14 protein-coding genes are annotated in these 14292 nt (G+C 61.7%); 5 read left to right on the top strand and 9 right to left on the bottom strand.

All coding sequences use genetic code 11. The features are described from left to right. Nucleotides 1-130 precede the first annotated feature (130 nt). Together WBQ96_RS05810 and WBQ96_RS05805 are read right to left on the bottom strand one after the other, a co-directional pair. The gene (locus tag WBQ96_RS05810) at nucleotides 131-532 is read right to left on the bottom strand and encodes a hypothetical protein (protein WP_165116387.1); all 402 of its coding nucleotides are present in this window, start codon (nucleotides 530-532) and stop codon (nucleotides 131-133) included. A 168-nt stretch (nucleotides 533-700) separates the two neighbouring features. Continuing rightward, nucleotides 701-1147: a YcgN family cysteine cluster protein gene (locus tag WBQ96_RS05805; RefSeq protein WP_336548921.1), complete on the bottom strand. Its 447-nt coding sequence runs from the start codon at nucleotides 1145-1147 to the stop codon at nucleotides 701-703. 194 nt (nucleotides 1148-1341) lie between these two features. Between WBQ96_RS05805 and WBQ96_RS05800 the strand changes: the two genes are divergently transcribed. The 3 genes from WBQ96_RS05800 to WBQ96_RS05790 all read left to right on the top strand — a co-directional run bounded on the left by WBQ96_RS05800 (nucleotide 1342) and on the right by WBQ96_RS05790 (nucleotide 5854). Next, the gene (locus WBQ96_RS05800; protein WP_336548270.1) at nucleotides 1342-3498 is read left to right on the top strand and encodes an OmpA family protein; all 2157 of its coding nucleotides are present in this window, start codon (nucleotides 1342-1344) and stop codon (nucleotides 3496-3498) included. Between the two features lie 299 nt (nucleotides 3499-3797). Further along, nucleotides 3798-4334 (top strand): TIGR00645 family protein, encoded by a 537-nt coding sequence (locus WBQ96_RS05795; protein ID WP_336548268.1) that lies wholly within the window; start codon nucleotides 3798-3800, stop codon nucleotides 4332-4334. Nucleotides 4335-4432: 98 nt separating this feature from the next. Then, the gene (locus tag WBQ96_RS05790) at nucleotides 4433-5854 is read left to right on the top strand and encodes an APC family permease (RefSeq protein ID WP_336548267.1); all 1422 of its coding nucleotides are present in this window, start codon (nucleotides 4433-4435) and stop codon (nucleotides 5852-5854) included. Between the two features lie 7 nt (nucleotides 5855-5861). Here WBQ96_RS05790 and WBQ96_RS05785 read toward each other — a convergent pair whose 3' ends face one another. The 3 genes from WBQ96_RS05785 to WBQ96_RS05775 form a co-directional block, all read right to left on the bottom strand. After that, nucleotides 5862-6731 carry an SDR family oxidoreductase gene (locus tag WBQ96_RS05785; RefSeq protein WP_165116395.1) on the bottom strand — a complete coding sequence of 290 codons (870 nt, stop codon included), beginning with the start codon at nucleotides 6729-6731 and terminating at the stop codon, nucleotides 5862-5864. Nucleotides 6732-6759: 28 nt separating this feature from the next. Beyond that, the gene (locus WBQ96_RS05780; protein WP_165116397.1) at nucleotides 6760-6954 is read right to left on the bottom strand and encodes a hypothetical protein; all 195 of its coding nucleotides are present in this window, start codon (nucleotides 6952-6954) and stop codon (nucleotides 6760-6762) included. 88 nt (nucleotides 6955-7042) lie between these two features. Beyond that, a complete protein-coding gene (locus WBQ96_RS05775) occupies nucleotides 7043-7468 on the bottom strand; it encodes a VOC family protein (protein WP_336548266.1) in 426 nt (141 codons plus the stop codon). A 69-nt stretch (nucleotides 7469-7537) separates the two neighbouring features. On the opposite strand from WBQ96_RS05775, the gene WBQ96_RS05770 reads away from it, so the two are divergent. Beyond that, nucleotides 7538-8152 (top strand): TetR/AcrR family transcriptional regulator, encoded by a 615-nt coding sequence (locus WBQ96_RS05770; RefSeq protein WP_336548265.1) that lies wholly within the window; start codon nucleotides 7538-7540, stop codon nucleotides 8150-8152. A 96-nt stretch (nucleotides 8153-8248) separates the two neighbouring features. After that, nucleotides 8249-8893 carry a cytochrome c oxidase assembly factor Coa1 family protein gene (locus tag WBQ96_RS05765; RefSeq protein WP_336548263.1) on the top strand — a complete coding sequence of 215 codons (645 nt, stop codon included), beginning with the start codon at nucleotides 8249-8251 and terminating at the stop codon, nucleotides 8891-8893. A 35-nt stretch (nucleotides 8894-8928) separates the two neighbouring features. Here the strand turns inward: WBQ96_RS05765 and WBQ96_RS05760 are convergent, their stop codons facing one another. The 4 genes from WBQ96_RS05760 to dnaG form a co-directional block, all read right to left on the bottom strand. Further along, nucleotides 8929-9219: an HlyU family transcriptional regulator gene (locus WBQ96_RS05760; RefSeq protein ID WP_336548261.1), complete on the bottom strand. Its 291-nt coding sequence runs from the start codon at nucleotides 9217-9219 to the stop codon at nucleotides 8929-8931. 75 nt (nucleotides 9220-9294) lie between these two features. Then, entirely contained in the window at nucleotides 9295-9588 is a 294-nt protein-coding gene (locus WBQ96_RS05755; RefSeq protein WP_336548259.1) for a GYD domain-containing protein, read from the bottom strand. Between the two features lie 187 nt (nucleotides 9589-9775). Further along, a complete protein-coding gene (gene rpoD, locus WBQ96_RS05750; protein WP_091913150.1) occupies nucleotides 9776-11809 on the bottom strand; it encodes an RNA polymerase sigma factor RpoD in 2034 nt (677 codons plus the stop codon). A 375-nt stretch (nucleotides 11810-12184) separates the two neighbouring features. Next, entirely contained in the window at nucleotides 12185-14128 is a 1944-nt protein-coding gene (gene dnaG, locus WBQ96_RS05745) for a DNA primase (protein WP_336548256.1), read from the bottom strand. Nucleotides 14129-14292 lie beyond the last annotated feature (164 nt).

The following is a 14292-nucleotide window of genomic DNA, read 5'->3' as shown; positions in this document are numbered from 1 at the left end:
AGAAGGTGCCTGCAGAAAAACCAGGCGCCTTCTTTTCAGAACGCGGCCGCTTGAATGGGCCGCGCTTCGACAAAAGAAAAAGCACCGGAGGACCACCCCTCCGGTGCTTTTTTTCATTCATGCACTGCGATCAGCGCAGAACCGGGCAACTCGGCGAGCGGCCGAAGGTGATAGCCATGCGCTCACCCCACTTGCGGCCACCGACTGTGATCGTGCGGCGGCTGACATCGACGACGCGGGCGCGGTGCAGGCCCATGCGCTCAGCCTTGTTTACGGCGCGATCCGGCGAGCAGGACGGGCGATCCCAACGGTCACGGCGATCCCAGCGATCGCGGCGTTCTTCACGGCGGTCCCAGCGGTCACGATGATGACGGCGGTATTCACCGTCGCGGACATAGACGCCGACCCGGCCGTCATCGCCGCCGCCGAAATTGAGATAGAGGCCATCGGCATGCGCCGCAGCCGGCATTGCAGAAATCGCGCCCAGCCCGATGAAGGCCGAAAGGGCGGCTGTCTTGAAAATGTTCAACATCGTTTTCTCCTCGTAGGCTGAACTGTTCGCCTCTTGCTGAAGCGATATGGCGACAATGCGCCGTCGAGCCTGAACCGATGTCGAACCGGCCATTCATTTCCGGTTCATGCGATAAATCATTGATATGGCTTGAAATAATCCGTGCTTACGAACTACCGACGTGGCCGCTCACGGCTCTTCCTCGAGCATGTAGTCGAAGTAGTCTTCAGGCTCCGAAAGGTCGCTTTCAAGAACCGGCACGCGCCCGCGCATGGAAATGCCCGCTTCGTGAACCGTCTCGGCGGAGCCGGAAAGCAGCGGATGCCACCAGTAGAGATCGTGACCCTCGGCAACGAGCCGGTAGGCGCAGGTTTGCGGCAGCCAGGAAATGGTTCGCACATTCTGCGGCGTCAGGCCGACGCAATCGGAGACCCGGGCGAGCCGGTTTGCATAATCCGAGCAGCGGCAGGTTTTGGCGTCGAACAAGCGGCAGCCGACATTTGTCCAATAGATATCGCCCGTATCCTCGTCCTCGAGTTTCGACAGGCAGCACTTGCCGCAACCGTCGCAGAGCGATTCCCACTGGGTGGAGGTCATGTCCTCCAGCGCCGTGGTTTTCCAGAAAGCCTTTTCCATAAGGTGCATGTGGCCCGCCCCGGCCGGAAGGTCAAGCAGACCGGCAAATCCGGGTAAATCACGAGAAAGCCGCGTTCTTGCCCGAATGCTGACAGGCAATTGCCGCTGCCCAGCCCAGTTGCAGGCCAGAGCGGAACAAATTCGCGTGATTGATGTTGGGGTCGGGACGGGACACAGTACAGGAGAATTCGAAGATGAAACGCCAGTCACGGATTTTGGCGGGGACTGCCCTTGGCATATTGATGGCGTCCGCACCGTTGAGCGCGTTTGCGTTCCAGATGGATGCCGGTACCCAGCTTGATCCTCGCCCTCAGTCGCCTGCGATCGTGCAAGCTCCGGTCATTCTCGCGCAGGGAGAAGGCCAGCAGTCGGGAGAAGAACCGCAGGTCGTACCCAAGAAGCGCAAGCAGGCTCAGGAACAGCAGGCACCGGATGAACAGGCCGCACCCGAAAAGCCGCAACGGCAAAAGCCCGAACGCGCCCAGAAGCGCCAGGCAGAGCCGGAACCGCGGGCTGAGGGCGGGGCCGCTTCCGGTGACGAGCCGGTGCGCAAGGTTCAGCGCAAGCAGCGCGAAGTCCAGGAGCAATCGGCCGAGCCTGCCCCCATGCAGGAGGAACAGCCACAGCGGCCGAAGAAATTGAAGAGGGCTTCGGAAGAGGCACCTATGCAAGCCGAGGAGCCGCAGGCTGAACAGCCGACCAGGCCGAAAAAGCAGAGGAAAGCTTCCGAGGAAGCGCCGGTTCAGGCCGAACAGCCGGCAGCCTCCGAGCCGCAGGCAGAGCAGCCGGCCAGACCGAAAAAGCTGAAGAAAGCCAGCGAAGAAGCTCCTGCACAGGCCGAGGAGCCAACGGCAAGGCCGCAACCCAAACCGGCACAGTCCGATAATGCGCCGGTCAAAAAGGCCTCCGAGCCGGAGACTGAGGCACCGAAGAAAAGGGCGAAGACGGAAGCGCCTGCCTCCGGTGAAGCAGCACAGCCTTCAGGCGAGGCAGCCGCTCCCTCGGCTGAACCGCAGCCGGCACAGCCCGACGGCAAGCCGGTGCAAGTGAAGCGGCCCGACAAGAAAGGTTCCGGCGAGACAGCCCCTGTCGAGGCACAGCAGCCCGTAGCACCCGGCGAGCCCGCTCCTTCGGGCGAAACCCAGGCGGAAGGCGCAAAGCCCGCACCGGGTAAGCGTCCCGTCGTCAACGACGGCAGCGCAGCCCCCGTGCTCGACAGCCAGAAGCAGAACCCGCAGGCCGCGACCGGAACAGACGGCCAGCGTCCGCGCAAGCGCCCGCAGGGCTCGTCGGACCAGCCGCAGCAGGGCGAGCAGACACAGGGTCAGGCCCGGCCACGGCCGGCACCGGTTGACGCCGGTCCGCCGCCTGCGGACGACAAGGCAGCCCAAGAGGACTTCCAGCGCGAAGACATCCAGCCGGTGCGAGAAGAAAAGGGCGTGCGCGTCAAGGAGCGCAAGTTCGACATTGCCAAGCGCGAGCGTCCGGAAGGATCGCAGATCGTCAAGCAGTTCGGCGACCGCATCATCCTGCAGTTCAACAACCAGACCATGGTGGAAAGCAACGAGCGGCCACGCATGCGCCATGGCGCGCGAGACGTCTACTACGAGGATCTTCCCCGCGGACGTACCCGCGAGACGATCGAGCGTGACGACGGCACGCAGGTGGTGACCATCCGCAACTCATATGGCGATGTCATTCGTCGCTCGCGCGTCATGCCGGACGGTCAGGAATATGTGCTGACCTATGTCGACGAGCAGAACTACGACCGCGTCCGCGACTGGCGCGATCCGGGCGACGACCTGCCGCCAATGCAGCTGGATATCCCCGAGGACGAGTACATCATGACCTCCGATCAGGTCGAGGATCCTGATTCCTACTACACCTTCCTCGACCAGCCGCCGGTGGAACGCGTCGAGCGCCTCTACTCTATCGATGAGGTGAAGCGTTCGGCCCGTATCCGCGACAAGACCCGCCGCATCGATCTCGATACGATCACCTTCGAGTTCGGCGCGGACTCCATTGCCGAAAGCGAAGTCCCGCGTCTCGACGGCGTGGCCAAGGCGATGGAGCGCATCCTCAAGGACAATCCGGCCGAAACCTTCCTGATCGAGGGCCACACCGACGCCGTCGGCTCCGACCTCGCCAATCTGGCGCTGTCGGACAAGCGCGCCGAGGCGGTCGCCGAGGCACTCACCAATGTTTTCGGCATTCCGCCGGAGAACCTGACGACTCAAGGCTATGGCGAGCAATATCTGAAGGTGAACACCGAAGCGCCCGAGCGCCAGAACCGCCGCGTCGCCATCCGCCGCATCACGCCGCTGGTGGCGCCTGTGGCAAGCGCCAATTAGCTTCGGAAAGAACGACCCGTTTTGGACAAAATCTTGGACGATAATGGGTAATAATCACGGTTTCGCGAGTTTAACGCGCATCCATTGACTCGCGGAACCAGCCTCACCAATTCTTTCTGGTGAATGGTTCCCTGCCCCATCCCCCTTAGCCGGGGGACTGTGGCGAAAGCCCGGCCGGTCCCCCTCCCCGGCCGGGCTTTTCATTGCGTCTCAAGGCTTGATGCTGCGACGCGAAATTTCCCCTTGCAAACCAATCCTGCCTCGTTGAAAAACAGCCTCCCATCGACCGGAACCACCTGATGAAACGCCTCGAACACGCCATCGAATCCATCATTCTCGCCTCGCGCTGGCTGCTGGTCATTTTCTATCTCGGATTGGCCATCGCACTGGCCATCTACGCCTTCTCCTTCGGCAAGAAGCTGTTCGAGTTCGTCTCCATGGTCATGGTGCTGGACGACACCGACACGATCCTGAAAATCCTCGGCCTGATCGACGCCGCCCTCGTGGCGAGCCTAGTCGTCATGGTCATCATCTCGGGCTACGAGAACTTCGTCAGCCGCTTCGACAACCACGACGGCGAAGTCCATTGGCTCGGCACGATCGATGTCGGCTCGCTGAAGATCAAGGTAGCCTCGACCATCGTCGCAATCTCCTCGATCCATCTGCTGCAGATCTTCCTCAACCATTCGACCTACACGGCAGAACAGCTGATGTGGCTGACCATCATGCACCTCGCCTTCGTCGTCTCGGCGCTGATCCTCGCCTATATCGACCGCCTCACCGGCTTGACCAAGATCGGCAAGAAAGGCGACGAGGCGGAAGGGCCGAGCCTTTAATCCTCCAAGCAGCCCTATCCGCAACATCGCTAATTTGACAGTCCGGCCAGCCGTTAATACTCCTACGCATGGGGGTGGCTTTCCTGGAGGCCAACGCGATGACTGACATTTCCACCAGCACAACTCACGGCTCGCCTCCGGTCGAGCCCAGTCTCCACCGCGTGATGGGCCCCTGGCTCCTTCTTCTCTTCATCGTCGGCGATATTCTCGGCACCGGCATCTATGCGCTGACCGGTCAGGTCGCCAAGCAGGTCGGCGGCGTCGTCTGGCTGCCCTTCCTGGTGGCCTTCGTCATCGCCGTGGTCACGGCCTTCAGCTATCTGGAGCTGGTGACGAAATATCCGAAAGCAGCCGGTGCCGCGCTCTACGCGCACAAGGCCTTCGGCATCCACTTCATCACCTTCATCGTCACCTTCGCCGTCATGTGCTCGGGCATCACCTCGGCCTCGACCGCCTCGCGGGCCTTCGCCGCAAACATGTCGCATGCCTTCAATCTCGGCCTGGAAAGCGGCATGGGCATCACGCTGATCGGCCTCGCCTTCATGGCGATTGTCGCCGTGGTCAATTTCCGTGGCGTCGGCGAAAGCGTGAAGGCCAATGTCGTACTTACCTGCGTCGAGTTGACTGGCCTGCTCATCATCATCTTCATCGGCCTGTGGGCGATCGGCGCTGGCGAAGGCGATGTTTCGCGCATCACCCAGTTCAGCACGGCACCGGATCGCACCGCCTTCTGGGCGGTGATCGGGGCGACCACGCTGGCCTTCTTCGCCATGGTCGGCTTCGAGGACTCCGTGAACATGGCGGAGGAAACCCAAAATCCGACCCGAATTTTCCCGAAAATCCTGCTGCTCGGCCTGCTGATTACCGGCGTCATCTATGTGCTGGTGTCGATCTCGGCGATCACCCTTGTGCCGCCGGAACAGCTTGGCGAAGGCGAGACGCCACTGCTCAAGGTGGTGCAGGCCGGCGCGCCGAACTTCCCGCTCGAAATCTTCGGCTTCATCACAATGTTTGCTGTCGCCAACAGCGCGCTCATCAACATGCTGATGGCGAGCCGGCTGGTCTACGGCATGAGCCGCGAGCATGTGCTGCCCGCAGCGCTCGGCAAGGTCCACCACTCTCGCCGCACGCCCTATATCGCAATCGGCTTCACCACGCTGCTCGCCTTCGCGCTGATCACCTTCGTCGGTGAAGTGCCGGCCCTCGGTGGCACGACCGCGCTGCTGCTGCTCTGCGTCTTCACGGTGGTGAACATTGCCGTGCTGGTGCTGCGCAAGGATCCCGTCAAGCACGAGCATTTCCGCACGCCGACCTTCCTGCCCGTGGTCGGCGCACTCGCCTGCGCCTTCTTCGCCGGCCCATGGACCGGCCGCGACCCCATCCAGTATACGATCGCGGGCGTTTTGATCGGCGTCGGCGTGTTGCTGTGGTTCGTGACCGTCGCCGTCAACCGCGCCACCGGCGTAAGGCCGGCAGAACCGACGATGGAAGATCTCGGCGGTAGCGGTCCGGTTAACTAGGCGGAAGCTACCCGCCCAGCCCCACCACCTTCGTGTCGGTCTGCGCAAACACCGCGTCCGGCACGAAGAAATCGCCGGCCAGCGGACCTTTCGCTCCGGGCGCGTATTTGGAAAAGTCGCTCACGCCTGCCTCGCGCAGCAGAAGCTCGTCGATGAAAAAATTGCCGGTCGTCTCGCGCGACGGCCGGGTCAGGATGGCATGTGCTGCATCGGCCATGATCTCGGGCGATCGGCTCATCGATGCGACCGCCTCGCCGCCGAGCAGATTGCGGATGGCCGCGGTGTCGATCGCCGTCAGCGGCCACAGCGAATTGACGGCAATGCCGTCTTTGGCGAACTCCGCGCTCATGCCCAGCGTGCACATCGACATGCCGAACTTCGCCATCGTGTAGGCGACATGGTTCTTGAACCATTTTGCTTCCATGTCGAGCGGCGGCGCCAGATTCAGAATGTGAGGGTTTTGTGCTAACTTCAGGTACGGAATGCACATTTTCGAAACCAGAAACGTGCCGCGCGTATTGATCTGGTGCATCAGGTCGTAGCGCTTCATGTCCGTTTCGAGCGTGCCGGTTAGCTGGATCGCGCTGGCATTGTTGATGCAGATGTCGATGCCGCCGAATTTTTCGACGGTCTTTGCAACGGCTTCCGCCACCTGCGCCTCCTCGCGGATATCGCAGATCACCGGCAGCGCCTTGCCGCCCGCCTTCTCAATCTCTTCGGCCGAGGTGTAGATCGTGCCGGGCAGCTTTGGATGCGGCTCTGCGGTCTTGGCCGCGATGGTGACATTAGCGCCGTCGCGCGCAGCCCTCAGCGCAATCGCCAGCCCGATCCCGCGCGATCCACCCGAAATGAAAATCGTCTTGTTCTTCAGCGACATTTTTATCCCTCCCCTTATGCCTGCATGCCTAGTTGGTCGTCACGACGGTATCGGTCGACCCCGCCGTAACGCCGGACGTTCCCACGCCCACCGACCCGGTCTTGACCCGTGTCGTCGCAGTGCCGTCGGCGATCGTCGTGCCGAAGACCCCGCCGCCCATCGCGCAGCCCGACAGGACTATCGCCGTAAGGGCACAAGACAAAGCATTTCGAACCCAGCGCATGACATCACCTCTCTACCATTCTTTTTTCGAAACGGCAGAAGGGATCAAGAATTCGTCGTTTTCGCGGATTTTACCGATCGACCCGATCTCAACCAACAGCACCCTCCAGATACTGCGCGGCGAATTCCTCGCTCGGCGGGATCGGCTTGATCACATCGATCAGCACGCCGTTCGGATCGGCGATGATGAAATGGCGCTGGCCGAAAGGCTCATCCCGCAGCGTTCGCAGGATCGGCAGGCCGGCCGCGAGAATGCGCGCATAGATCGCGTCCGGGTCCTTCACCTCGAAATTGACCAGCAGGCCGGCAGCACTCTTGCCCCGCGCCGGCTCGGGGATAGTCTCGTGATCGGCCTCGACGATGCCGAGATTGACGCGCTTGTCCTCCGACGACTGGAGATGCACATACCAGTCGCTCTCGAACAGCGGCGCAAAACGCAGATGCTGCGTGTAGAAGCTAGCGGTGCCGGCGACATCGTCCGTCATGATGACTGGATAATAGCTGGTGGTTTTCATGGCTTCCAATCTCCTCTGAAAATACATACAGTCTGCATGTAACTTTGAAATAACATACAGGCTGCATGTATGCAACAAGAAACCGGCCGCCGCTCCAACCGCGAACGCACCGAGGCAACGCGCACGGACCTGATCGCCGCCGCGCGAAGGCTTTTCATCGAGAAATCCTATGCCGAAACCGGAACGCCGGAGATCGTCGCTGCCGCCGGTGTCACCCGCGGCGCGCTCTACCATCATTTTTCCGACAAGCAGGCGCTGTTCCGGGCCGTGGTGGAACAGGAAGCGCAGGCCGTGGCCGAAGAAATCGAGCGCGCCTCCCCCGAAACACTGTCCGCCCGGGAAGCCCTGGTAAAAGGCGGCGAGGCTTTTCTGGTCGCCATGAGCGCAGCCGGCCGAACGCGATTGCTGCTGCTCGACGGGCCGGCAGTGCTTGGCCGCGCCGTGATGGACGAAATCGACGGCCAGAACGGCACCCGCACCCTGCGCGCCGGCCTTGCGATCGCCATGCGCGAGGGTGCGATGAGGAAACTTCCGCTCGACGCCATAACCGCGCTGCTATCGGCAGCCTTCGACCGCGCAGCCCTCGCCATCGAGACCGGCGCATCGAGGCAGGATCACACGGTCGCCCTTGCCGCAATGATCGATGGCCTTATGACCGACGGCTTCACGCCACGAAACACGTGAACTGGACGCAACTGGTGGTTTTGTTCGCGCCTTGCGGCATGTACAAAGAACAAGCACGCGCGTTCGGGAATCGGACGAGAATGACCGGAGAATGAAATGGCCCGCGAAGCGCTGAATACGCCTGCCGAAATCCCGGCCGAACTCGATCGCTGGAACTGGGGCGCGTTTTTCCTCAACTGGATCTGGGGCATCGGCAACAGCACCTTCATTGCGCTTCTCGCCCTGATCCCCGGTGTCAACATCGTCATGATCATCGTGCTCGGATTGCGAGGAAGCCGCTGGGCCTGGCGCAACCGATACTGGCGCGACGCCGAGCATTTCCGCAGCACCCAGCGCAAATGGGCGATCGCCGGCCTGATCATCTGGGTACTCGGCATCCTCGCCGCAGCAGCCATGATCGTCGCAGTTCCCATGACGATGAAGAACAGCGACGCCTATCGCATCAGCATGGATGCCGTGCGCGCCAACACCGAGGTCCAGAATGCACTCGGCAACAACGTCACGGGCACGTTCTGGACAAGCGGCAGCATCGACATCCAGGCCGGCGGAACCGGATCGGCCCAGCTGAGCATTCCCGTTCAGGGCGACAAAAACACCGGCACGGTAATCTCAAAGGCCATTCGCACCGGCGGCCAGTGGGACGTTCGCCTTCTGGTCGTGATGACCGAGGGCGCCGATGGCCCAATCGTCCTGGTCAACAAGGACAACCAGTCCATCCCGAAAACCACGATCGGGATTTAGGATCTGGCCGGAGAGTTCGCAGAGGTCAACAACCTCTAGCCGAAGATCTTGTCGCCCTGTTCTTCGATCAGCTGCTTGCCCTTCTTGAAGGCGACGTCGATGGCATCATCCAGAGACGCAAAACGGTCGGCGCGGATGAAGCGGTGTTCCTTGACCACGCCGTCGATTTCCTTGGAGACGACGCCGCAGGTCTGGAACTGCCCGCCTTCCTTGAAAGGCGTTGCCTGGATACGAAATCCGTTGTGCTCGATCTCCTTGCCGGCGACCGGCGCCACTTGACCGGTCTCACCACCGCCACCACCGAAAAGACGCTTCAGAAAAGACATGCACACCTCGTTTCTTGCCTGGCGGTCAGGTTAACCCGTTCGGGCAAAGCAGTCGAGACGGTTGAAGCGATGCTCCTATCCCAGCGAGGCGATGATCTCGCGATAGGCGGCTTCCGGAAACGCCTTGAGCGTGCAGCTGCGCACATTGCCGCCCATGCCGAGCTGCAACGCGAAACGCGCCGCGACCGCATCGTCCGGCGCCTCGCAGACCGCAACCATATCGTAGTCGCCCATGGTCATGTAGAATGCCTTGAAGGAACCGCCCATGTCGGCGAGCTGCTTTCTTGCGGCGTCGAGCCGGCGCGGCGATTCGCGCACGTTTTTCACACCCGTTTCCGTCCAGTTCAGAAGCATGATGTAGGTCGTCACGGTACACCTCCCTCCGGTGCCGTGACTCGGGTCAGCGCCGTGTCAGGCGGCCGGGTTCACAGCCCTCCGCTTCTGCCACGCATAGTATGAGCCGATGCTAAAATACCGGCAAGCTAGCTCAACGGTGGATGGCAACGAAAAAGGGCGGCCTGAGCCGCCCTTTTCATGTCGTGCTTTCCAGCGCGATTTAGCTGTCGAGGAAGCTGCGCAGCTTGCGCGAGCGGCTCGGGTGCTTGAGCTTGCGCAGCGCCTTGGCTTCGATCTGGCGGATACGTTCGCGGGTAACCGAGAACTGCTGGCCGACTTCTTCCAGCGTGTGGTCGGTGTTCATGCCGATGCCGAAGCGCATGCGCAGCACGCGTTCTTCACGCGGCGTGAGCGAAGCCAGAACCCGCGTCGTGGTTTCGCGAAGGTTGGCCTGAATCGCGGCGTCGATCGGCAAGATCGCCATCTTGTCCTCGATGAAATCGCCGAGGTGGCTGTCTTCCTCGTCGCCGACCGGCGTTTCGAGCGAAATCGGCTCCTTGGCGATCTTCAGGACCTTGCGAACCTTTTCGAGCGGCATTGCCAGCTTTTCGGCCAGCTCTTCCGGCGTCGGCTCGCGGCCGATTTCGTGAAGCATCTGGCGTGACGTGCGCACGATCTTGTTGATCGTTTCGATCATGTGCACCGGAATGCGGATCGTGCGTGCCTGGTCGGCGATCGAACGGGTGATTGCCTGCCTGATCCACCACGTCGCATAGGTGGAGAATTTGTAGCCGCGGCGATATTCGAACTTATCGACCGCTTTCATCAGGCCGATATTGCCTTCCTGAATGAGATCGAGGAACTGCAGGCCGCGATTGGTGTACTTCTTGGCGATGGAAATCACGAGGCGAAGATTTGCCTCGACCATTTCCTTCTTGGCGATCGCGGCTTCACGTTCGCCCTTCTGCACCTGGTTCACGATCTTGCGGAACTCGGCGATCGAGATCGCGGTTTCGGTGGCGAGATTCTGGATCTCGGCGCGAAGGTCGCGGATCGTATCCTTCTCGCGCGTGGTGAATTCCTTCCAGCCACGCGACGTGAGATTGGAGATCGAGCGCGTCCAGTTCGGATCGAGCTCCGAGCCGTGGTATTCCTTCAGGAACTCCTCGCGGCGCACGCCAAAGCTTTCGGCCAAGCGCAGCAGCTTGCCTTCGTTCTGCACCAGGCGCTTGTTGATGTCGTAGAGCTGCTCCACCAGCGCCTCGATGCGGGCGTTGTTGAGCGACAGCGACTTCACGGCGGTGATGAGCTGATCCTTCAGCTCCTTCAGGCGGCGGTCCTGGCTGGGCGACAGGGTACCCTGCGCGGCGAGGCGGTTTTCCACCTGCTGGTCCTGAAGCTTGCGTAGCTTCTTGTAGGTGTCGGCGATGACGTCGAGCGTCTCCATGACCTGCGGGCGAAGCTCCGCTTCCATGGCTGCCAGCGACAGGCTGGCCTCGTCCTCGTCCTCGTCTTCTTCTTCCGAGCGGTTTTCGCCGCCGACATTGGTGATGTCATCATCGTCGCGCGAACGGCGCGGCGGGTTGCGGTCCTCGGGCGTCTTCGGGCGTTCCAGCTCTTCCTGGCGCTCCAGCGTCGGCGCCTGCCTGGCCTCGGGGCCGGCATAGGTGGCTTCGAGATCGATGATCTCGCGCAGCAGGATCTTGGCCTCGTTGAGCTCGTCACGCCAGATGATGATGGCCTGGAAGGTCAGCGGGCTTTCGCACAGACCTGCAATCATCGTCTCGCGGCCGGCCTCGATGCGCTTGGCGATGGCGATTTCGCCTTCGCGCGACAGAAGCTCCACCGAGCCCATCTCGCGCAGATACATGCGGACGGGATCGTCGGTGCGGTCGGTCGGTTCTTTCTTTGTCGTGGTGGCGGCAACGGCCGTGCCGGTCTGCTCGGCAAGCTCGTTGGCGTCCTCCTCGGCGTCGGCAGCATTATTGCTTTCGCCTTCGGCCTCTTCGCCGGCCTCGTCATCCTCGACGACATTGATGCCCATGTCCGAAAGCATGGCCATGGTGTCCTCGATCTGCTCGGAGGTCACTTCCTCCGAGGGCAGCACCGAGTTCAGCTCATCCATGGTCACATAGCCGCGCTTCTTCGCGACCTTGATCATCTTCTTGACAGCATCATCGGAAAGGTCGAGCAGAGGGCCATCGGTGGCGCCTTCGCGTTCGGTCTCGACCTCTTCCTTTTCCTTTGTCGCCATTCTTTTGCTTTCTCCAAGCCGGATGTTGCGAAGCCTTCGAGACTCCGATAACCCGGGCAAATCAACACACGCTTTACTGCGATTCACGAGCCAGTAGCAGCGCGTGTCTTAAGTCCTGATTAACCCTGATAACTGGGGCGGGTTGCCTGCGCCGTCCAGATCAGTACTCCGTTTTGTCATGTTTGGGTGCGGACGTGCCCGCGCATTAACGTTTCGAATCGTTCTGATTCCGCCAATCCGACGGAAGGTCAAGCGCCTGTCGCATGATTCGCGTTAAAAAAGCGAATCAATTGAAGGATTGCGACCTTCCTGCCTCACCGGCTTCCACACAGCTTTGCCAACCACGCCGGCAAAATAGTGCATCAAACCAATTCATCAAGCACGGCCGGCACGACCCGACGATATACCAAAGCCTTCGATCAGCGCTTCGGTCGCCTGCACGTCACGAAATTGCGCCTGGATTTCCACCAGGTGGCGGTAGTTTTCGTCTGTGGGGTCAGTCGCGAGAGCCGTCTCAGCTACTTTCAGCTCCTTATGTAGAGTGCGCGCGCTGCGGTGCAAGTGCAGCACCTGGACAAAGGCGTCGCGGGCGTCCTCGATCGCGGCGTCTTCCAGCGCCGGCCATTGCCGCGCCCGCTTCGTAAGCGTCACCGCACGCTCCCACACATCGATGCACCCGGCGCGGCCAATCGTCTCGATCACCGCGTCTCTGCTATTTCCCGCGCCATGCGCTAGGGCGTCGATCAGCGCAGTATGGAGTTTGCGCAGGTCGGCATTGGCCAGATCGAGCCGCTCGACATGATCGAAATGCTCTTCGACAAGTGCTGGATGGTTGACCAGCGCCACGATCAGCACCGCCTCGCGAACCGACATGACTTCGCCTGCCCGCTTGACCAGGGACGACCGGCCCAGGCTCTCCGAGATCGCAGTGCGCCCGTTGACGGCGGCACCACCGCGCGACCATTGGCCGCCCTGCCCGCCGCCGAAGCGCCCCTTGTCGCGGTCGCCCGGCCGCTGCTGTCTGTTGCCGCGCTGCGAGCCGAAGAAACTCAGCACGCGCTCGCGCATGTTCTGCGCATAGTGGTAACGCACGCTCTCGTCCTGAATACGCGACGTCAGCTCCCGCAGCGTCTTTTCAAGATCGGCGCGGCGCTCGGGCGTGTCGAAGACGCCGCCCGAGGTCTCGCGCATCCACAAAAGCTCTGCCAGCGGGCGCGCCTCCGACAGCACCGCCTTGAACGCCTCCGGCCCCTCGGCCTTGACCAGATCGTCAGGATCCTTGCCTTCCGGCAGAAGCGCGAACCGCGCCGTGCGCCCGGCCTGCACCATCGGCAGCACCATGTCGGCGGCGCGCCAGGCGGCACGCAGGCCGGCCTGGTCGCCGTCGAAGCACAGCACCGGCTCGCCGGTCATGCGCCAAAGCAGATCGAGCTGATTTTCGGTCAGCGCCGTGCCGAGCGGTGCCACCGCATTCTCGAATCCCGCCTGCGCCAGCGCGATCACGTCCATATAGCCTTCGACGGCAATCACCGTGCCGTCCTTGCCCATCGCCTTGCGGGCACGGGCGAAATTGTAGAGCACATTACCCTTGTGGAAGAGCTCGGTGTCGGGCGAATTCATGTATTTGGCGAGCGCATCCGGCGCGAGCGCCCTGCCGCCGAAGGCGATGATACGGCCCCGCGAGTCCGGGATCGGAAACATGATGCGGTCGCGAAACCAGTCATACGAGACCGGAATGTCGTCGCCGTGCCGGACAAGGCCGCAGGCCTCGATCTGCGCCTTCTCGACGCCCTTGCTGGCCAGATGTTCCTTCAGCGCATTGCGGCTGTCCGGCGCAAAGCCCAGCCGGAAAGCCTGCTGCGTCGCCGGCGTCAGACCACGATCGCGCAGATAAGCCCGCGCCTTGGCGCCATCCGCACTTTGCAGCCGCTCCTCGAAGAACTTCGTCGCCATTTCCATGACGTCGTGCAACGAGGCCCGCTCGCGCTCACGCCGCTCCTCATTGGCGTCGCGCGCCGGCATCGGCACGCCGGCCATGTCGGCGATGCGCTCGACGGCTTCGGGAAAGCTCATGCCGTCGAGTTCCGTCAGGAACTTGAAATGATCGCCCGAAACGCCGCAGCCGAAACAGTGATAGCGGCCCTTCTTGTCCTCGCAGTGGAAGCTCGGCGACTTTTCGCCATGGAACGGACAGCAGGCCCAGAAATCGCCACGCGACGCGTTGGTCTTCTTCCTTTCCCACGACACGCGCATACCGATCACGGACGAAATCGGCACGCGATCGCGTATCTCGTCAAGGAATGAGGGCGGGAAGCGCATGGTTCTGGCTCACTTTCCATTTCATATAACCATGAGCGCGGCGCGATGCGACTGCCGACTTGACCAATACCCGCTTTTCACAGGGCAAATCAGGCCGATCGCTTCATTTCCGACACTTTGCGTCGGCAGGGAACGGCCCATGACCATGGACGAAAAATATTATC

Origin of the sequence: Mesorhizobium sp. CCNWLY176 (genome assembly GCF_037153935.1) — a bacterium.
GTDB classification, from domain to species: Bacteria; Pseudomonadota; Alphaproteobacteria; order Rhizobiales; family Rhizobiaceae; genus Mesorhizobium_M; species Mesorhizobium_M zhangyense.
Note: the sequence above shows the minus strand (reverse complement) of the source record. Positions and strands in the feature narration are given on the sequence as shown.

Coding starts and splice junctions, on each gene's coding strand:
- WBQ96_RS05810 (WP_165116387.1), bottom strand. CDS start 532: ATGTTGAACATTTTCAAGACAGCCGCCCTTTCGGCCTTCATCGGGCTG.
- WBQ96_RS05805 (WP_336548921.1), bottom strand. CDS start 1,147: ATGGAAAAGGCTTTCTGGAAAACCACGGCGCTGGAGGACATGACCTCC.
- WBQ96_RS05800 (WP_336548270.1), top strand. CDS start 1,342: ATGAAACGCCAGTCACGGATTTTGGCGGGGACTGCCCTTGGCATATTG.
- WBQ96_RS05795 (WP_336548268.1), top strand. CDS start 3,798: ATGAAACGCCTCGAACACGCCATCGAATCCATCATTCTCGCCTCGCGC.
- WBQ96_RS05790 (WP_336548267.1), top strand. CDS start 4,433: ATGACTGACATTTCCACCAGCACAACTCACGGCTCGCCTCCGGTCGAG.
- WBQ96_RS05785 (WP_165116395.1), bottom strand. CDS start 6,731: ATGTCGCTGAAGAACAAGACGATTTTCATTTCGGGTGGATCGCGCGGG.
- WBQ96_RS05780 (WP_165116397.1), bottom strand. CDS start 6,954: ATGCGCTGGGTTCGAAATGCTTTGTCTTGTGCCCTTACGGCGATAGTC.
- WBQ96_RS05775 (WP_336548266.1), bottom strand. CDS start 7,468: ATGAAAACCACCAGCTATTATCCAGTCATCATGACGGACGATGTCGCC.
- WBQ96_RS05770 (WP_336548265.1), top strand. CDS start 7,538: ATGCAACAAGAAACCGGCCGCCGCTCCAACCGCGAACGCACCGAGGCA.
- WBQ96_RS05765 (WP_336548263.1), top strand. CDS start 8,249: ATGGCCCGCGAAGCGCTGAATACGCCTGCCGAAATCCCGGCCGAACTC.
- WBQ96_RS05760 (WP_336548261.1), bottom strand. CDS start 9,219: ATGTCTTTTCTGAAGCGTCTTTTCGGTGGTGGCGGTGGTGAGACCGGT.
- rpoD (WP_091913150.1), bottom strand. CDS start 11,809: ATGGCGACAAAGGAAAAGGAAGAGGTCGAGACCGAACGCGAAGGCGCC.
- dnaG (WP_336548256.1), bottom strand. CDS start 14,128: ATGCGCTTCCCGCCCTCATTCCTTGACGAGATACGCGATCGCGTGCCG.